Origin of the sequence: Terrimonas ferruginea DSM 30193 (assembly GCF_000425585.1) — a bacterium.
Lineage (GTDB): Bacteria > Bacteroidota > Bacteroidia > Chitinophagales > Chitinophagaceae > Terrimonas > Terrimonas ferruginea.
In genome coordinates, this window is the sequence record NZ_KE384400.1 from 329134 (window position 1) to 349042 (window position 19909).

Here is a 19909-nt window from a genome sequence, read left to right on the forward strand (position 1 = left end):
TCATGATGGAAGTTAAAAGGTGATGTTAAGTCCGAACATATACGTGCGTGGACGCGGATAGGCCGAATAATCAACGCCCGGTGTAAGCACCGAATTAAAGATGCTGACTTCGGGATCCACACCCGAGTATTTTGTCCAGGTCAGCAGGTTTTGTGCCGACGCATAGATACGCGCAGCTTTGATCTTTAAGAAGCGCAATGATTTCGGTGAAAAATTGTAACCCAGCTGCACAGTTTTCAGGCGCAGATAGGAGCCGTCTTCAATCACACGGGAATTGGTACCGGTAGGTGTTGTAGGGCCATAACCGCCCGCACCGCCACGTGGAATATTGGTGTTAGTGTTCTCCGGCGTCCAGCGATCCAGGAAACTGGCAAACTGGTTGAGATGTGTGCGACCAAGAATATTTCCTTCGAAAATATAGCGGTTGGCGTTGATGATATCGTTGCCATACGACCATTGAAAAAAGATATTCAGGTCAAAATTCCTGTAACTCACTTCATTGGTAAACCCTCCCGTATGTATGGGCAGGCCCCTGCCGATGATTGCATAATCATTGGCATCCACTACCAGGTCGCCGTTGATATCCTTGAATTTAATATCACCCGGCTGAATGGAAGCACGCGTGTTGCCGTTAGTCGGCACATGATCTTTCAGGATATAATTTCCCGTAGTGGTTACATCAAAATCATCGTACTGATAAAGGCCATCGAAAATAAATCCGTACATCATGCCCAATTGATTTCCTACGCGGGAGATAAAGGCGGGAATGGTGCGGAAGTATTGATCGAAAGGTGCGGCCGACAGGATCGCTTCCTGGTTTTCGGTCAGCCGCAGGATCTTATTCTGGTTAAAAGTAATATTGAAACCGGTTTTCCATTTAAAATCGCGGCGATCGATGTTGATCGTATTCAACGTCAACTCCAGTCCCTGGTTACGCACGCTTCCGATGTTGCGGTTGGCTTGTGCGTAGCCAAGCGATAAGGGAATGTTGGCATACAGCAGCAGATCGCGGGTTGTCTTGCGGTAAATATCAGCTGTAAGATTGATGCGGTTGCGCAAAAAGCCGAGATCGACACCAATGTTGAATTGCTCCGTTGTCTCCCATTTCAGGTTCGCATTACCGAACGACGAAGGCACGGCACCCGACTGCGTTACATTCCCCCAGGTATAACCTTGCGGATTGAAAGCAAGATTGATAGCGGAGAGATAGGTAAAGTCGCCCACGCGGTTATTACCGGTAAGGCCATACGTCACACGCAGCTTGCCTTCGGAAAGGATATGCGCAAACTGCTTCATGAAGTTTTCTTCATTGAACTTCCACGCCAGCGCACCGGACGGGAAATATCCCCAGCGATTATCGCGCGAAAATTTGGAGGAGCCATCTGCGCGGTAAGTAAACGACAACAGGTATTTATTGCGGTATTTGTAATCCGCTCTTCCCAAAAACGAAACCAGCCCCCATGCAGAAGAGGTAGCGCGCACCACCTGCGGCGTTCCTTCATCGAGTCCGCTGATGCCCAGTTGCGCATTCGGCAGGTTCGTGGCTGCCGATCCGTGGCTCGAAGATTTATTGCCGGACTCCGACATACCGGCGAGCAAGGTCAGGTGATGTTTTTTATTGATCGCCTTATAATACGTGAGCGTATTTTCATTGATCCAGGTAGAACTCTGGTAAAACAGTACGCTGCCATTTACACCATTTTGCGAACCCAGCAGCGTACGTTTATTTCCGTAAACCGTTGAAGTGTCATTGAACTGGTTATTCTGATTAATGGTGCTGTTGATCCCACCGGTAATCTTCAGCTTAAGATCTTTGAGAATACTGTATTCGAGATGGGCATTGATGATTGTGTTACGTCCGAAATTCTCCCGCAACAAGTGTTGCTGATTGACCACGGGGTTCATCCGCAGATCTAGTGTGGGATCGATGAACGGATCGAACAGGTCATCCATAAGATCGGTACTTCCATCGAGTGAGAAATTGCGATAACCATAGACACTGAACAATGTATAGGCCGTAGAGCTGCCGCTACCGGGAGCAGAAGGCGAAACACCGTTTTGTTTGTTGTAAGCGTAGTTAAGATATACGCCACCTTTCAGTTTGGGAGATAGCGTCTGGTTGATCGACATCGTACCCTGGTAACGGCGATAGCCGGAATTGACCATCACACCTTCCTGCGAAAACAGGTTGCCGGAGATATAATATTTGGTCATGTTGTTGCCACCGCTGACGGAAATGGAATGATTGCTCATCGGGGCCGTGCGGTACAACTGATCCTGCCAGTCTATTTCAGGAATGTTTTTATAAAAATCAATGGTGCGGCCGTTAGCCAGGTATACATTATTGGCATCGGAAGGTGAACGCTCGAGCTGGTATTTCACAAACTCATAAGGACTCAGCAATTCCATGCGGTTGTAGTCTTTCTGGAGTCCAAATGAAGAACTGAGTGTGATGACCGGTGGTCCTGCCTTTCCTTTTTTTGTAGTGACCATGATCACGCCATTGGCCGCCCGTGAACCGTAGATAGCCGTGGCGGACGCATCTTTCAGAATTTCGATGGATTCGATATCCTGCGGATTGAGAAAGTTATTGTTGGGGCTTTCGATGGGAAATCCATCGATCACGTACAAAGGAGAATTGTCCTGGGTAACGGAGTTGGCACCGCGGATGGTAATATTAATGGCCGATCCCGGCTGGCCATCGACCGAGGAGACGTTGACGCCGGCCACGCGGCCGGCCAGTGCTTCATCAAACGACCGGACAGGTGCTTTCTGCATATCCTCGACCGGCGCTTTGGAAACCGAACCTGTTACATCGCGTTTCTTCACAGTGCCGTACCCGATCACGATCACATCATCGAGTTCGCCAACTTTGGCGGTCAACACAACCGCGTAATCTGTTTTGTCATTCACCACGCGGGTAGCAGGTTCAAAATTAATGGCGGTGAAAACGAGTGTGTCGCCGATGGCGGCCTGGATAGCGAAATCGCCTTCAGTGCCGGTACGGGCCGCCAGGGCTTTTCCTTTTATGCTGACGGTAACAGAAGGTACCGGCTTGCCCTCCGTATCCCGGACAACACCCGTGATCTTTTTCTGGGCCAGCGCCGGCAAAGCGCATACTAATAAAAAAAGCAACGTCAAAAAGCGGCAACACCGTCCGTAAGTTTTCAATGACATAAGCAATACATTAAATGGTTGGCAATCCCCGGCGAATTTGCGGCATAATCCAGGACAAACGGGGTGAATAAATCCGCTTTTTAGGGTGAAAATTTAAAATCTCGCCTGTAATTGCCTGGTTCATAACAATGTTTTTATCATCACTACTTTTTTTGACACGGTGACGATTTGAAAAATAACCTAAATTGAACACCCGCGTCTGTCTGTCGAATGAAACAATCAAAGAGAATATGGTTGATGGCTCCGGCCCTGTTGTTGCTTTTTTTTGAAAGTACAGGGCAGCAACCCGTCTTTTCCCACCTGGATGTATCGGACCGCCTTTCACAAAATTCCGTGCTTGCCATCACACAGGACAATCGCGGCTTCATGTGGTTTGGCACGCGCCAGGGCCTCAACCGGTTCGATTCGCGGAAAGTAGTGGTTTATAAAAACATTCCGGGTGATGCGGGCAGCCTTTCCAATAATTATATATTGAGCCTCCTCACCGATAAAAGAGGCCGGCTCTGGATCGGCACCTTAAACGGACTGAATAATTACCAGCCGTCGTCCGATAATTTCAACACGGTGGCTTTTGCACCAGGTGCAAAAACTACCAGCCGCGACCGCGAAATCAGTTGTCTTTTTGAAGACAGCCGTGGCCGCATCTGGGCCGGCACCCGCAACACCTTATATCTGTTAAATGAATCGTCACAACTGATCCCCTTCAATGAACTTACGGGCCACCGCTTCAGGTTCGTCAATATCAATTGCATTTATGAAGAAAACGGCACCCTGTGGGTAGGATCCGATCAGGGACTGGCCCGCATCCGCGAAGAAGGAAATCAATTTTCCATACAGGAAATTTATAACCAGGATGCCGGCGCCACCAAATTGGTCGACAACCAGGTAAAAACCATCGCGAAAGATCAAAATGGCCAGCTCTGGATCGGTACGGCCCATCGCGGCATTCATTTGTATGATCCTGTAACGAATGGTTTTAAAAAATATGCCTCGCCAAACCAACCGGCCAGCGACCATATCCGCAAACTATTGGTAGACCGGCAGGGTAAGCTCTGGATCGGTACGCAGGAAGGATTATCCGTGATGGATCCCGTCACCCGCAACATCAACACCTATATTAACGACCCCTGGAATCCGGGCAGCATCAGCCAGAACTCCGTTCATAGTATATATATGGACAAAACCGGCTCGCTGTGGATCGGCACCTTTTTCGGCGGCGTTAACAGCCTCGCTTCTTACCACACTCCTTTCACTGTTTATTCAACGCGGTCGGTGCCCAAACTGAATAACAATGTGGTGAGTTCGATTGTGCGCGACAACAATAATGATCTGTGGATCGGCACGGAAGGCGGCGGCATCAACCGGATCAATAAAAACGGAACGGTGTCTTACTACACACACAACAACAACGATCCGAAGAGCCCCGGTTCGAACCTGGTAAAAGTGATCTACAAAGACCGGCAGGGAAATATATGGGCAGGAACACATGGCGGAGGACTCAACCGCTTTGATCCGTCCACAAATGGATTCATCCGCTACTTCTACAATGCGGCAGATCCCTACCTGCAGGGCGTTGAAATCACCAACATCCTCGAGGATAGCGAAGGCCGTTTATGGACCGGCACCGAAACGCAGGGCCTGCAATTGTATCAAAAAAATCAGCAACAACTTACACCCGTTGCACTCCCCAAAGCCTTGCAACCGCTGCAACGTCAATCCGTACTTTCTTTACTGACCACTTCGGACAACCATACCTGGATCGGCACCAGAAAAGGCTTTTACATTACACGCTACAATGGCCGGCAATTGGTAAAAGCAGACAGTACCCTTTCCGGCGTAAACTGTATCTATGAAGACAGCCATAACCATATATGGACCGGAACCAGTGAACAGGGACTGATCTCGTTTGACATGCAGGGCAATAAGCAAAAGATAGTAACCATTGCCGAAGGATTGCCCGACAATAATGTACTCGGCATCCTGGAGGGCGATAACGGAGAACTATGGATCAGTACCATCAAAGGATTGGCTCGTTATAATCCGTCGACGGGAATGTGCAATGTTTATACAACGGAAGACGGTATTGCAGGAAATGTGTTCAACAACAATGCCTGGTATAAAGATCCGGCCGGCACTATTTATTTCGGCGGCTATCACGGTTTGACCGCCTTTACTCCTTCAGCCATTCATCAGAACAACACGCCTCCCCCATTGGTCTTTTGTTCGTTGAGCCTGCACAACAAAGAAGTGAAACCCGGAGAGCTGTCGGATAAACAAATCGGTTTTACTAAAGAGCTGGTATTGTCACATAACCAGAATGCTTTTACCATAGAATTTGCTGCGCTGAACTTTATCAAAGCGGCAAAAAATAAATATGCCTATCAACTAAAGGGATTGGATGAAGCTTTTATCTATTCCAATGAACCTGTAGCGAGTTATACCAATGTACCGCCCGGCCATTATACACTGATTGTAAAAGGAAGCAACAACGATGGCATCTGGAGCGAACCCATCGAAATGCAGCTCATCATACGTCCGCCATTCTGGAAAACATGGTGGGCATACACGTTATATGTACTGGCAGCATTGTCGCTCGTATTTCTCGTGGCGCGCTACCTGTTGTTGCGTGCTTTGATGAAAAGAAACAACCTGCTCACACAACTGAAACTGAATTTCTTTACCAATATTTCCCACGAAATCAGAACACACCTCTCATTGATCACCGGTCCTGCGGAAAAATTAATAACGAAAGCGGATGCCGGATCACAGGAAAAAAAATTATTGCAAACCATCAGCACCAACGCCGGAAGTTTATTGCAACTGGTAAATGAACTGATGGAATTCCGCAAAGCGGAAACGGGCAATCTTGTATTGCACGCATCGCCGGGCAACATTGTTTCATTTGTTGAAGGCATTTATAAAAGCTTCTCGGAAATGGCAGCCGGCCGGGAGATCGAACAGCATTTCGAAGGCAATGGTCAGCCGGTTGAGCTGTTTTTCGACCGCGAACAACTTGAGAAAGTATTCTTCAACCTGTTCTCCAATGCTTTCAAATTCACACCTGACCAGGGGTTTGTTTCGCTTCACATCACAGAAGACAATACATCCGTAAGCATTACGGTCGCGAACTCGGGAAAAGGAATTGCAAAAGAAAATATCGATAAAATATTCGAGAACTATTTCCAGGAAAATGATCACGGCCACCAGAATACCGGTTACGGCATCGGGCTGGCCTTGTCGAAAAGCATCGTGCAGGCGCACAAAGGAACGATCACCGCCAGTTCGGAAAAGATCAATGAGCAGGGATTATACAAAACATCCTTCAAAGTAGTGCTGCAAAAAGGCGTACAACATCTGCCGGCAGAGCCATTGCAACCTGGCAATACAAAACCGGTCGTTACCGTGATTCAGCCGGCCAGCGCCCCTGCCGATAACAACTCCGCTGCGCTCGCATCCGGCAGTAAACCGCTGGTATTGCTGGTCGACGACAACAAAGCCATCCGCACTTTTATCCGGGAAACATTGGAGCAATACTACCAGATTGCGGAAGCAGCCAACGGTGCAGACGGACTGGCCTATGCCTTCGAACACATTCCCGATCTCGTAATCAGCGATGTAATGATGCCGGAAATGGATGGGCTCACGTTTTGCAGCAACCTGAAATCCGATATACGCACCAGCCATATACCCGTCATACTTCTCACCGCCAAAACAGCGGTCGAACACCAGATCAGCGGTTTGGAAACCGGCGCCGACAGTTATCTTACCAAACCATTCAGTACGCGTATACTCGAGTTACAGATACAAAATCTTCTATTGGCAAAAGAAAAATACTGGCAACAATTCGCGGCAGGCCTTAATAAAGAAGCAAAGACGGAAAAGGCGGCACCTGCTGCTACCCTGCATCCATTAGACCAGGCTTTTCTGCAGAATGCCGAGACGATCGTTTATGAAAACATGGAAGATCCGGCTTTTGGTGTAGCGATGCTGGCGCAGAAAGCGTTGATGAGTCAGCCCGTTTTTTATAAAAAAATAAAAGCCATCACGGGACTAAGCGCCAATGATTTTGTAAAATCATTACGCCTGAAGCGCGCGGCAACACTGCTGCTCGAACAACAATATACAGTATATGAAATAGCCTATATGGTTGGCTACGAGAACAGCAAGTACTTCAGCCGCGAATTCAAAAAGCAATATGGCCAAACACCCAGCGACTACGCCGGAAACGGATCCATTACTACACCACCCCCACCTTCATAAAAAAAAGGATGCCTCATCGAGACATCCTTTCACCAATCCAATCTTACATCCTCCCGAAATTATTTCTTGTCGAACCGTGCAGTGACACCGTTGTCAAATTGCACCAGGTAAGACCCGGCCTGAAGTGTGTTGATATTGATTCTCTCGCGGTTACTGTTCATGCGGAAACGCATCATCACCTGTCCCGTCATGCTGATAATACGGCCTTCGCCGGCACCCGCAGACTGAGCTTTCAGTTCAATGAACAGATGGTCACGTGCCGGAACAGGGAACACCAGCATGCGGTTGTCCTCGCGTACCTGCACCGTGCGGATATCGGAATAAGTGGACGTGCCGTCTCTATCGATCAGGCGAATGCGGTAATGGTTCACACCGGCAACAGCATTGGCATCTGTGTACTGGTAGAATTGTTTGTCAGTAGCTTCACCGGCAGCCTCTACGCGCCCGAGGGCCACAAACTGGCGGCCGTCAATGCTTCTTTCCACCATAAAGTAAGCAGTATTGAATTCGCTGAGTGTAGCCCATTTCAACAGCACACTGCTTCCTTGCGCCGTTGCAGTAAATTCAGCCCATTTGGCGGGCAATGCCGCAGCGGTTCTTACGCTGGTATAGGCAAAAGTGTTAGCGCCCTGGTTAGCCAATGTCGTTTTATTGGCACGCAAACGATAATAATAATTTACGCCAAGTGTCAAACCTGTAACCGTGAAATTAGTAACGTTACCGACATTGCGTGCGTTGTAGCCCGCTACAAAACTTCCAAAATCGGGGTCGGTGGAAACATCGAGCAGGTAATTGTTCACTTCTCCCATTACAGGAGCGGTCCAGTTGGCCACAAACCCGGTTGAATAAATACCGCTGGCGGCAACGGGCATCGGGGCTACCATGCCATAGCTTTCCACAAAGTTGGAAACAGTACCCGTGCGGGCCATGTTGACCAATGTGGCTGTTGGCCCACCTGCTACATAATTTTTCACCGTAGTGAAGCCGGTGTTGGTACCGCCTGATGTACCATGATCCATGCGCAGGTAAACGAGCAGACCGGCCGTGTTGCGGGGCAATGTGTCGTAAGCATTGGCCCTCACCTGGGCCTCTGTTCTTACCGTGTTCCATATCCGCACTTCATCGATCGTACCATTGAAGGGTCGCGAAAAATCATTCCAATCACCCACGAGTAATTTTGTGGGAGCAGTAGGTTCCGCGAGGCCGACTGCGTTGATGTTACCGGCATCGGTCCTGGTACCAACTGAAGTACCGTTTACATACAGGCGCATGGTTGTGCGGTCGGTGCCGTTCCAGGTTGCCACCACATGATACCACCTGCCGGTAACCATGTTGTCGGTAGAATGATTGATGTAGCTGACATCCGCATTATTCATACAGAAAAAAGCGAGACGGTTATTATACACGAGGAGTTCGATGCCGCGGCCTACACTTGATTTATTAATGATTTCCTGGTTATCTGTGAAGTTGTTGAACTTCACCCAGCACTCCAGGGTGCGGATATTGCTAACAGGAATACCGGTACCGAGATCGATGTAATCATTCACACCGTCAAGTGCCAGGGCATTGTTGGGTTGTGAAGGAATAGTAGCCGTTACGTTGATAGCGGCGGAAGTATCGAGGCAACCGGTATTGGCTGCAACCCGGTAGCTGCCTGTTTCCGTTGCAACATAAGACGCGCCTGTTGCTCCGCTGATGGCAACACCATCTCGCAGCCATTGACGGGAAGTTGAAGGAGCAGTTGTATTGAGCGTAACGGAGCCGCCTTCCTGGAAGGTGGTCGCGCCGCCTGCAGAAATGTTCACGGCAGAAAAACTTACGCCGTATTTGATATTGAGATAACGGTTGACCTGTGTGATCTGGCAATCGGTGAGTTTGCGATTGTAAACGATCACCTCAGCCATATCGCCCTGGTAAAAATTATTGTCGCCATCCAGGCCGATGCGAAGAACATTGAGTGCATCTGTGCCATTGGTGGTATTATCCGTGAAGCGTTGTACCAACTGGCCGCTGAGATAAATCGCCGAGCCGTTGGTTCCACTGGCTTTGCTATAAACAGCCGTAAGGCATTGTACGGCATTCAACGTACCTGAACCTGCTACATTTACGGTAGTAGGAGTTACATTCCCGATTGAAACGGCACCGTCGTCGGGTGTAGATGAGCGGGAACTAAAGAAAAAGCGATCCCAGTTGCCATCATCATTACCCCATACGGCCTGATCTCCGGAGCGTGTGCTTTGTTTATATACGGTAAAAATGGTGAGCTCGGGACTTGTCATGGCGCGGATATCGGTCGGAGAAGAAAATCCGACGCCGGCCGTGGCAGATGTACGTGTAAAGCGCACAACGGCTTTGCCATTGATCTGGTTTTGGTAATAGGCGGGATTGGTGACACCGCTGCCTGCACTGAACAGTGTAGCGTGGCGGTTGTTGCCACTCTTGTCGGTCCAGGTAGTAATAGCCGATGCATTTGCGGGTGTAGTACCATTGCCGTTAGGATCCGAAGCATCGAGCCAGAGTTGCAGACCAGTGATGTCGTTTGGATTTGTTTGTGCACGCAATGCGGTTACGAGCAGGAGCATGCAAAAAAGCGTCAGGAGATGGCGCGTTTCTTTCATAACAGTTTAGATTTTAGAGGGGTTTACCTTTTATAGGATGATAGAACTAAAGACGGAAATACAGCGAGGCAGGTGGAGAAGCACCATGAGTGCAAAGTATATTTACGGGTGTGCAGGGTTGGTTTCATAGCGGGACGATTGGGACACGAAATAATGTAAAATCCGTTAAAAAATAATAGTTACCATTTAAATTAATGTTTAACCATTAGTGCAGTATCGAAAAATAACAACCGGCCGCTAGTAATTCATTGTCAATAGTATAGAAACAGCCGTTTTAAATTATAAGTAAAAAAAACATCATGGGTGTTTAATGAAGATTGACCCTGCAGGAATTTCCCTTCGTTAATCCCGGGTTAAAAGACACCATGTGCCTGGCTTGCATTCGCCATAGCCGTGATTATAAATTATATTGGGAAAAATTCTGACCAAACCACCCCTGCCTATGACCAAGCTGCGAATCCGACAGATTATTGTTGTTGCGGGTTCATTAAGTCTCGCAACGGCTTTTTTGCTATTCCGTTCGGGAATGGTTACTGCGATTGCCAATGATAGCGGTCTGCTTTATGCGATCGGCAACGATCCTTCGAGGGATACTATACCTGTAAAAGATTCGATGGCAGCAAGCGGGGCGGCGAATGCTGACAGCAACCGCACTATGATGTATTCCAGTAAAACGATGATGCCGGTAAAACCTTATGAACTCACCCGCGTTTACCAGCAAATAAAACACCGCGAGGATCAACCAAAACGTATAATGTCGTCGAGCAAGAGTGCGATTACCATAGACCAGTCCGATATCTATCCGGTGCTTGAACCGGTGACACTGACAGAAATTTTCAAAGGATTTGATAGCACAAAAACCAGGAAAACAAAAAAGCGGCTGTCCAAATGAGTTTCAATTATATTTTGCTGACATTGGCCGCAACCGGGTTGAGTTTACTGCTCCTCGGACTTGTTTTCATTCCATTGGAAAAAACATTCCCTGCCAGACCCGGGCAGAAAATATTCCGCCAAGGCTGGGTATTGGATCTTTGTTTTTTTCTGGGACAATATCTCTTGTGGAGCAGCCTGGTATTAGGAACATTGCAATACTTCTCCGGCTGGCTTCAGGGCATTGTCCCGGAGAACTTCAGAAAGATAATTGGAGAACAACCTCTGTGGCTGCAGGCAATTGAAGTAATCGTGTTGAGTGATTTTTTGATTTACTGGGCGCACCGTTTGCAACATCGTGTTGATTTTCTCTGGCGTTTTCACAAAGTACATCATAGTTCCAGACATCTCGACTGGCTGGCCGCGCATAGAGAACATCCCCTCGACAGCATTTATACGATCGGCGTCATCAACCTGCCGGCATTCCTGCTCGGTTTCAATCTGGATGCATTGACACTGCTCATTGCATTCCGTGGAATATGGGCCATCTATATCCATTCAAATGTGCGACTGCCGATCGGTAAATTGAAGATGCTCATCGGTGCGCCCGAACTGCATCACTGGCATCACGACAAAGAACGTGACCGCGGCAACTACGCTAATCTTTCCCCGCTAATGGATATCCTTTTCGGCACCTACACCTGCCCACCCCACGAACCCGAAGAATTCGGAGTAAAGGAGAAAACGCCGGATAACTATGTTGGGCAATTGGTGGAACCGATTGTAGGCAAAAGGCGGAAGGTTTAAACAGCCATGGTTCGTGTATACACGAACCATGGAATTCACGATTCACTCCCGAAATTTCGGGATCACCATTCACTGATTACCTAATTCTCTATTACCAACTGAGCTTCTCACGAAACAAAAACTGAGCTTTTCAGGAAAGTTTAATACCCCGTTTCCTCCCTAGCTTTGCATCATAAAAGGCCTCCCACCATTTTATGAAGAGGAAACTATTTAAATTCTTTCGCCGCATGCTCATCACACTGCTCATCCTTGTATTGGTACTCGTTGTCACGGTTTATTTTTATATGCGCCAGCCGCAATTCGGCAAAGCACCCGAAGGCGCCCGCCTCGAACGTATCAAACAATCACCCAATTATAAAGACGGACAATTTCAGAATCGCCACCACACGCCTTCGCTGACAGAAGGTTTTGGCTACACCGGTGTGTTGTGGAATTTTATTTTTGGCAAAGACAAACGTTCACGTCCCGTTGATAGTCTGCCTTCAGTGAAATCGGATTTGCTGCATTTATCACCGGAGGAGAACATCGTCGTCTGGATGGGGCACTCGTCCTATTTTATTCAGGCCGATGGCAGGCGTTTCCTGGTTGATCCTGTCCTGAGCGGCTCAGCTTCGCCATTGCCAGGCGGCACCAAAGCCTTTAAGGGTGCGGATATTTATACCGTAGACGATCTTCCTGCCATCGACTACCTGCTGCTCTCCCACGACCACTACGATCACATGGATTATACCACATTGCGCAAATTGCGCAACAAAGTCGGTTCCGTTGTTTGCGGACTCGGCGTTGGCAGCCACCTCGAATATTGGGGCTATGACCCTGCAACCATCATCGAAAAGGATTGGGATGAAACAGCGACTTTAACTGATGGCTTTGCTGCACATGTATTGACAGCCCGGCACTTTTCAGGCCGGACACTTTCACGCAACAATACGTTATGGGTTTCCTTCCTGCTCGAAACGCCTCACAGAAAAATATTCATCGGCGGCGACAGTGGATACGATACACATTTCGCAGAGATCGGCAAACGTTTCGGCGAAATAGATCTCGCCATTCTTGAAAACGGGCAATACAATGCGGCCTGGCGCTACATTCACATGTTTCCCGAAGAAGTATGGACTGCCGCCCGCGAACTCAATGCAAAAAGGCTGTTACCCGTTCACTCCGGTAAATTTGTACTCGGCAATCACGCCTGGGACGAACCTTTGAGCCGGCTGGCAACAGCCGCGGCCAACCATCCTGATGGCGTACAACTTTGCACACCTATGATCGGGGAAAAATTATTGCTCGACTCCGCTACACAGGCTTGCAGCACCTGGTGGAAAAATGTAAAATAACCGCATGAATAAAGTAGAGAACAACTCGGGCATCATTCACGCCTGTTATACCGAAGCCACCCGCGCGGGCGAACACTTCATCGAAGATCCCGGCATTTCCTGCATCATTTCCGGATCGATGACGGCATTCGACGGTACGGTTGCGCATACGTTCCTTCCCGGTGATGTTGTGCTCTACCGAAAAAATATACTCGCCCGCTTCAGTAAACAACCGGCAAATGGAAAACCTTTCGAATCCGTGGCCGTTTTGTTGGATCAGCCTCTGCTCCTGGAACTCAGTAAAGATTTCGGAGAAAAAGCAACGCCGCGCACTGAAAAATCATTCAACACCTATCACAGCAACGAGCTGCTGATAAATTATTTCGGTTCGCTCCGGCTATTGTCGCACACAAAAAATCTTTCACCGGCCCTTTTACAATTAAAGAAAAAAGAAGCCGTGCTGCTATTGCTGCAACAAGATCCTTCGGCCGCGCAATTGCTGTTCGACTTTTCCATACCGGGAAAGATCGATCTCGAGGCTTTTATGCACCAGCATTATAAATTCAACGTATCGTTGCCACAACTCGCTTACCTCACGGGCCGCAGTCTGGCTTCTTTCAAGAGAGATTTTGAAAAAATATTCAGCCTCTCGCCCAATCGATGGATCCAGCGCAGGCGTTTGCAGGAAGCTTATTACCTCATAAACGACAAAAAAAGAAAACCCAAAGACGTGTTCCTCGAAGTTGGATTTGAAACACTTTCTCATTTTTCCTACGCCTTCAAAAAACAATTCGGACTCAACCCTTCCGCAATAGGCATTTGATTTTTCTGAAACAAAAACGCCGTAAGCTCAACAAAAACGAAACGAAAGCTGTTATTCTTTTGTGACGCCGACGGCGTTTAATCAAACTCCATTATTTCTACACAGATAGTTGCATATCTGCAGCTGCCAGCTTCTTTGTCCCGGGCATATAATTTGAGGCAGTTTATAAAGCCTGCGATGTTATTATTCATCGCGTGGGCCTGTTGCTTTTAATCATAAAAAACACGCATCATGTCTTTACTCAACAACAAAGTCGCTATTGTTACAGGCGCTGGCTCCGGTATCGGACGAGCTGTAGCGGAATCTTACGCCCGCGAGGGGGCAAAAGTCATTGTATCCGATATCAACGAAACGCATGGAGAAGAAACGGTTTCCCTTATTAAAAAAGCAGGTGGAGAAGCCTTCTTCGTAAAAGCAGACTCTTCGTCGGCGGAGGAAAATAAAAAACTGGTAGATGCCACGGTAACAAAATATGGTCGTCTCGACATAGCCTGCAACAATGCCGGCATCGGCGGACCTGCAGCGCTTACCGGTGAATACGATATTGCCGGTTGGGACAAAGTGATCGCCATCAACCTCAGTGGCGTATTCTATGGCTGCCGCTACCAACTCGAACAAATGGAGAAAAATGGCGGTGGCGTGATCGTGAACATGGCGTCTATCCATGGCACTGTGGCCGCTCCCATGAGCGTGGCCTACACCGCTGCCAAACACGGAGTGGTAGGACTCACCAAAAACATCGCCGCAGAATACGGACAAAAAAATATCCGGTGTAATGCAGTCGGGCCCGGTTACATCCATACGCCCCTGCTGGATGATAACCTCAACGAAGAACAAATGAAGGCGGTGGCGGCAAAAGCAACGATGAACCGTTTGGGTAAAGTGGAAGAAATCGCGAACCTGGTTGTGTTTCTCAGTTCCGATCAATCTTCTTTCACCACCGGTGCTTATTATATCGCGGATGGTGGCTATACAACGATCTGATCTGGCAAAAAGAAAGGAAAACGCCCCACAATTACAGCGGGGCGTTTTATTTTATTGGGTAAATTCTCCGTCGGCTTTGATTCTTACCACGTTGCTGACCATGGCTTCTCCGAATTTTTCACCGACTTTAAAATCGGATCGTTTGAGTGAACCGGTGAGCTGAAAGCCAACGGTTTGTTTTTTCGTCATCGGATTCTCCACCTTGCCTTTGTAAAGCAGATCCATCGTTACGGATTTGGTGATGCCGTGCATCGTTAAATCGCCGGAGAGCTTGAATTTGTTCCAGCTCTCCTGTTCGATGCCGGTACTTTTAAAGGTGAGTGTGGGATATTTTGCCGCGTCGAAAAAATCGGCGCTTTTCAGATGCGTATCCCTTGCTTCAACGCGTGTATCGATAGAAGCCGTTTTAGCACTGAGTTCAAAAACGGCATCCGAGAAATCCGGTTTTTCCGTATGTACTGTTACGGAAAAATCGTTGAACGTTCCTGTGATGTCGTTAATACCCAGATGGGTAACGGTAAATTGCAAACCGGAATGTGCAGGGTCATTCTTCCACACTTCTGTTATTACTGTTGTAAAAGCAGTGAGGGTAAAGACTGCTGCCGCTATTAAAAGATACTTTTTCATACTGTTAGACTGTTGATGTAGCCTAACAATGCAAAAATGCAGCCACCGGTTAAATACAACAGCATTTTAAACCAATTTATCCGCCAGCCAATGTATCCTACAACAATCAGGCTCTCCTTCATGATCTTGTATTTCGTCCTTCCGGCCGGTGAATGTCATGCACAGGACACTTTATGGTGGAAAAAAGAAGAGCGCTTACGTTGGGAAGATTTTCAGGGGTTCCCCGACACAACGGAGGTATTTGAAGCATTGACCTATGCCGGTATTTCTTTTAGTTATTCTTATAGCGGCAATTCTTTTACGTTCAAAGCTGCTACCTACTTCAACCGCGCAAAATCATGGCGGCTGCCGATAGCAGACAGTGGCAAGCTGCGCCATGAACAACTACATTTCGACATCACGGAAATATTTACCCGGCGACTTATGGTACGGTTGGGTCAACTGAAGCCGGAAAAAGCTTCGGTGCAACAAACTATCAGCGCTCTGTTAAAGGATGTGCTGGCGGAAAAAGACCGGTTTCAGCACTATTACGACCAGGAAACGCATTATGGCACCAGGCCTGCGGAACAAAAAAAATGGGAAAAAAGAGTGGCGGACATTTTGCAAACCGATTAAAAGCTAGGAGCCCGATAGATGGCTAACAAAAAATATCACCTGCTTTTACGCCACATTTGTCAATAAAAATGACACTATATTAAAAAAAACAACAATTGGTAAACGGTTTGCATATGTAAACATGTCTCCAATATCCATTGAAAGATTAAACTAAATTTATGTGCCGGCGGATCGCCGCTGGCTGTTCTGAATCAACTGTGTGCGAACCGTCCAAGTCTGCACATGCTATATACCGGATTACTCCCGTTAACCCCGGAATTTGCTGCGAACGCGGCTCAACGTTTCCAGCGACATGTTGAGGTAGGAGGCGATGTACTTAAGAGGTACCCGGGTGAGAAGGGAAGGCTGTCGCTCCATCAACCGCTGATAACGTTTAGTAGCTGAAGAGATGCGTCCCAACAGGGCGCGCTCTTCGGCACCCCGGTAATTATCCTCCAGCAACAAACGTCCGATTTTATTTGCCACCGGAAAATGATCATACATGTATTCGATGTGTTCGTAAGCGATGCCACATAGTTCCGTTGCTTCAAGCGTTTGCAGGTATTCAACGGAAGGAAGTGGCAGACCGAATGTATGTCCCGGCGCTACAATCTCCCATTCTTCATTGATCCATGTCGTTACCTGGCGCAGACCGTCCATGGTGTAACTGCGCACTACCCCTTTTTTGATCAGGTATAATGTCCGCTGTTCGCTGCCAGGCCTGCACAACAAGGTTCCTTTTCTTACGCTTAAGGGAAAACTGTGCGTGATGAGGTATTCACGTTCTGCATCACCAAGTGGTACGATGGTATGCATGAAATCATAAAGCGCGGTATCGCGCGTTATCTTTTTTCTTCTCGGCATAGGTGGCTTTGGTTCGAAGGTGGTCCGCAATGATAAGGCAAATCAGGGTCTTTGGCAAATCGAAGCGCTCATTGTCCGGGTTTTCCCTGGTTTGGCAATGGTGAATCGTCAATGGTGAATGGTGAATGGTGAATCGTGAATGGGTCGCCTTGGGCACACCCTGGTGAATGGCTGTTACCTATTACTTACTACTTATTACTTATTACTTATGCCCGAAGTATCGGGCGGCTGTTTACCCTTCCACCGTGTTTTCACCCTGTTTAGAATGTATTTCCACGGTAGGCTGAATCTGTTCATTTTTTCATCTTATTATTGTTATGCAAGCCTTCCGGGCATATCCCGTCAACCCGTAACACCCTGGAGACAGTTTTCATTTCGATACAATAGTTGCCATCCCGCTCCCTGGCACTAACCATCTAAGCATTGCACAAAACGCAGCGCCTGATTACAGACTGCTCCCGCCAGTACGCACATCATTTCATTTGCGCATAAATATTCCTTGCAGCATTAACACCTGCAAGTATACCTGACTAGCTATGATAACTATTAAAAGTAATCCGGTTAAGGAATCGCCACTGAGCGGAAATATTATCTTCTACCAGCACATGATCCCACCACTGTCGTCAAGTTCTTTCGGCGACACTTCCAACGCCGCGATCAACGGCGCTTATACTTTCACCGTAGACCAGACTGTTTCCAGCACTGATGGGAAAATTCCCGAGACGACCTACCAGAATAAACACGACTTTATTGTACAGGCTCCGCGTTTTGCACTGACCGGAAATATTTCTTCCGTATATCCGCCGCATACCAACTCTGGTGAATTCTCCAATGTACTGCCACATGTTTGTCTCGATCGTGCCACACTTCCCTGGGAACGGTCAGCACAAAGCGCCTCTAAAGGCCTTCCCGCTGCCGGCTCCGATCAGGCTCCCTGGCTCGGCCTTTTACTTTTATACGAAACCGATCCCGCAGTTAATATACAGCAGGTCACCCTGCAAGACCTTGCAACACCCGGCGATAACATTTTCTTTCCGTCTTTCGAATTGGAATACGGCGAAAAATATACCGATAGCTGCATCGCGATCGATATACCTGTTGCGCTTTTTAACCAGATAGCACCCGCCAAAGAAGACTTGCCATGGCTGGCACACGTCCGCGAAATTCAGCCCAGCATCCGCCAGTCGGCGCAGTACCTCAATAAACTGAAACAAACTTCTTCGGAGACCGCACCACCGATGTTGTCAACGGTAATTTCCAACCGGCTGCCGCAACCGGGTTCACAGAATATCGCCTGCCTGGTTTCGTTCGAAAACTGGGCGGCTTATCTCCCCGGCAATGATGGTTCACAAAGCCCCTCTTTACCTGCAGGCACCACACACGTGCGGTTAGTACTTTTCAGACAATGGCAGTTTTTTGCCATCAACCGCGAGCAGACATTCTCCGGTTATTTGATGAACCTGAACAAACAGGATGGGGAATACAGCGGAAGCCTTTTGCAATTGCCGGTAACGGCAGACATATCCGAAGAAGACAAGGCCATCAATAATGCCTTCAATATGGGCATGGTGCCGCTGAATCATCACACCCGCCAGGGCGATCAAACGGTTTCGTGGTACAAAGGTCCTTTCCTGCCTTATCTCCCTTCGGGCAGTATTACCATTCCGGTGAATGGTCCGGACACCTGCACGAATTACAATCCCGATACCGGCATGTTCGATGTATCCTACGCAGCAGCATGGCAACTCGGCCGCCTGCTTGCGTTGCAGAATGGCCACTTTGCCACAACGCTCTACAATTGGAAGCGTTCCAACACACAAACAGCCATCGCCAATTTTGAAGAAGAGATGATCAAAAGAACGCTGAAAGATATTGTCGACAACGAAGAGCCGCCCAAAAGCAATACAACAACTGATGCACCCGACGCACCTGTTCCCGATCTGCTCCGCCTGATCAATTTCAGCCTGGGAAAAATCCTTTCACAATTCATAAGCAATAAAGACGGTGAAAACTCAACTCAAACTCAACAGCGATAATCTGCTGCAGGCACTCAGCAATCCGCAGGAACTAAAACGCCTGCGCGATGCCAACCGCCATGTAAATGCACTCGGTACTCCGCTGACGCGGGAAGAAAAAGATATGGCCGACTGGCTGGGCCGTCTTAAGTTATTGCATGGTGTTCCGTTCAATTACCTTGTACCGGACAACAATATGTTACCAATGGAGTCCATCCGTCTTTTCTATATGGATTCCATCTGGCTCGACTATCTTGTTGAAGGCGCCCTGAGCCTCGGACGTTCCACTTCGGGCGACAGCGTGCATGACCAGGCTTTCCTGGGAGAAGTGCATCATTTTTCCCGCTTCGGCGTGAGAGACCAACGCAGCAATGTGCTCGGACATCTAAGTTTCCATTTGAACCACGAAGAGAAACAGCTATTGAAAGCAAGCGCCGGTCCCATTTCTCCCACGGAAAAGATCACCGGATTTTTATTGCGCTCCGGCGTTGTGAGTGGATGGGAAGGGTTGCAGGTAGAAGCTTTTTCCGATGAAGCAGGTAAACAATCCTGCCAGTTATTAAGGCTGGATCATTTGAGTGCGAACGTAATGCTTTGCATTTTTGAAGGCGAGGCGCAACACATCACCATTCATGAATATCCCGAAGTACTGCATTTCGGTGTAAAAATAATGAGCGCCGACAGCTATGTAAAATCACTCCGTTATATCGTTGACCAGGGCGAGCACAAGGCCGGCACACAAGTAAATGCAGCCATTGCACCGCCAATGGACGTATCGCGTCATCTGCGCACCGGAAGCCGCGTCCTTCGCATGAATGACCTGGCCAATGCCATGCATACAGAAGTAAAAGAAAAGATCGGTTACACCGGTTCTTTCAGCGCTGCAGAGTTTGCACTGGAAATGGTGCAGGGCGTACAGGCCGTCAATTTCAAGATCGATACAACCCCGTAACCAAT

Annotated in this window: 13 protein-coding genes; 9 read left to right on the forward strand and 4 right to left on the reverse strand. The window is 48.2% G+C overall.

Annotation, left to right across the window (positions count from 1 at the left end):
• Positions 1-12: 12 nt before the first annotated feature.
• Complete coding sequence (locus H608_RS0117770) at positions 13-3177, reverse strand: SusC/RagA family TonB-linked outer membrane protein (protein ID WP_071836974.1); 3165 nt, start codon at positions 3175-3177, stop codon at positions 13-15.
• A gap of 210 nt (positions 3178-3387) precedes the next feature.
• On the opposite strand from H608_RS0117770, the gene H608_RS22870 reads away from it, so the two are divergent.
• Complete coding sequence (locus tag H608_RS22870) at positions 3388-7437, forward strand: hybrid sensor histidine kinase/response regulator transcription factor (protein ID WP_051268433.1); 4050 nt, start codon at positions 3388-3390, stop codon at positions 7435-7437.
• A gap of 59 nt (positions 7438-7496) precedes the next feature.
• On the opposite strand, the gene H608_RS0117780 is transcribed toward H608_RS22870, so the two are convergent.
• On the reverse strand, positions 7497-10055 hold the full coding sequence (locus H608_RS0117780) for a LamG-like jellyroll fold domain-containing protein (protein ID WP_081658943.1): 2559 nt from the start codon (positions 10053-10055) through the stop codon (positions 7497-7499).
• Between the two features lie 442 nt (positions 10056-10497).
• Here H608_RS0117780 and H608_RS0117785 point away from each other — a divergent pair, with 442 nt between their 5' ends.
• From H608_RS0117785 to H608_RS0117805, 5 genes are all read left to right on the forward strand, one after another.
• Positions 10498-10947 carry a hypothetical protein gene (locus H608_RS0117785; RefSeq protein ID WP_155990236.1) on the forward strand — a complete coding sequence of 150 codons (450 nt, stop codon included), beginning with the start codon at positions 10498-10500 and terminating at the stop codon, positions 10945-10947.
• On the forward strand, positions 10944-11732 hold the full coding sequence (locus tag H608_RS0117790; RefSeq protein WP_155990237.1) for a sterol desaturase family protein: 789 nt from the start codon (positions 10944-10946) through the stop codon (positions 11730-11732). The genes H608_RS0117785 and H608_RS0117790 overlap by 4 nt, the downstream gene beginning before the upstream one ends.
• 227 nt (positions 11733-11959) lie before the next feature.
• Positions 11960-13066: an MBL fold metallo-hydrolase gene (locus tag H608_RS0117795; protein ID WP_211227083.1), complete on the forward strand. Its 1107-nt coding sequence runs from the start codon at positions 11960-11962 to the stop codon at positions 13064-13066.
• Positions 13067-13070: 4 nt separating this feature from the next.
• Entirely contained in the window at positions 13071-13868 is a 798-nt protein-coding gene (locus tag H608_RS0117800) for a helix-turn-helix domain-containing protein (protein WP_028788872.1), read from the forward strand.
• A gap of 231 nt (positions 13869-14099) precedes the next feature.
• Positions 14100-14852 (forward strand): SDR family NAD(P)-dependent oxidoreductase, encoded by a 753-nt coding sequence (locus H608_RS0117805; RefSeq protein ID WP_028788873.1) that lies wholly within the window; start codon positions 14100-14102, stop codon positions 14850-14852.
• 51 nt (positions 14853-14903) lie between these two features.
• On the opposite strand, the gene H608_RS0117810 is transcribed toward H608_RS0117805, so the two are convergent.
• On the reverse strand, positions 14904-15479 hold the full coding sequence (locus H608_RS0117810; RefSeq protein WP_028788874.1) for a YceI family protein: 576 nt from the start codon (positions 15477-15479) through the stop codon (positions 14904-14906).
• Positions 15480-15569: 90 nt separating this feature from the next.
• On the opposite strand from H608_RS0117810, the gene H608_RS23830 reads away from it, so the two are divergent.
• Entirely contained in the window at positions 15570-16094 is a 525-nt protein-coding gene (locus H608_RS23830; RefSeq protein WP_051268434.1) for a DUF922 domain-containing protein, read from the forward strand.
• 246 nt (positions 16095-16340) lie between these two features.
• On the opposite strand, the gene H608_RS0117820 is transcribed toward H608_RS23830, so the two are convergent.
• Positions 16341-16937: a Crp/Fnr family transcriptional regulator gene (locus tag H608_RS0117820; RefSeq protein ID WP_028788875.1), complete on the reverse strand. Its 597-nt coding sequence runs from the start codon at positions 16935-16937 to the stop codon at positions 16341-16343.
• A gap of 536 nt (positions 16938-17473) precedes the next feature.
• On the opposite strand from H608_RS0117820, the gene H608_RS0117825 reads away from it, so the two are divergent.
• Positions 17474-18973, forward strand: coding sequence for a hypothetical protein (locus H608_RS0117825; protein WP_028788876.1), 1500 nt, complete (start codon positions 17474-17476; stop codon positions 18971-18973).
• Complete coding sequence (locus H608_RS0117830; protein ID WP_028788877.1) at positions 18942-19904, forward strand: hypothetical protein; 963 nt, start codon at positions 18942-18944, stop codon at positions 19902-19904. The genes H608_RS0117825 and H608_RS0117830 overlap by 32 nt, the downstream gene beginning before the upstream one ends.
• Positions 19905-19909: the final 5 nt, after the last annotated feature.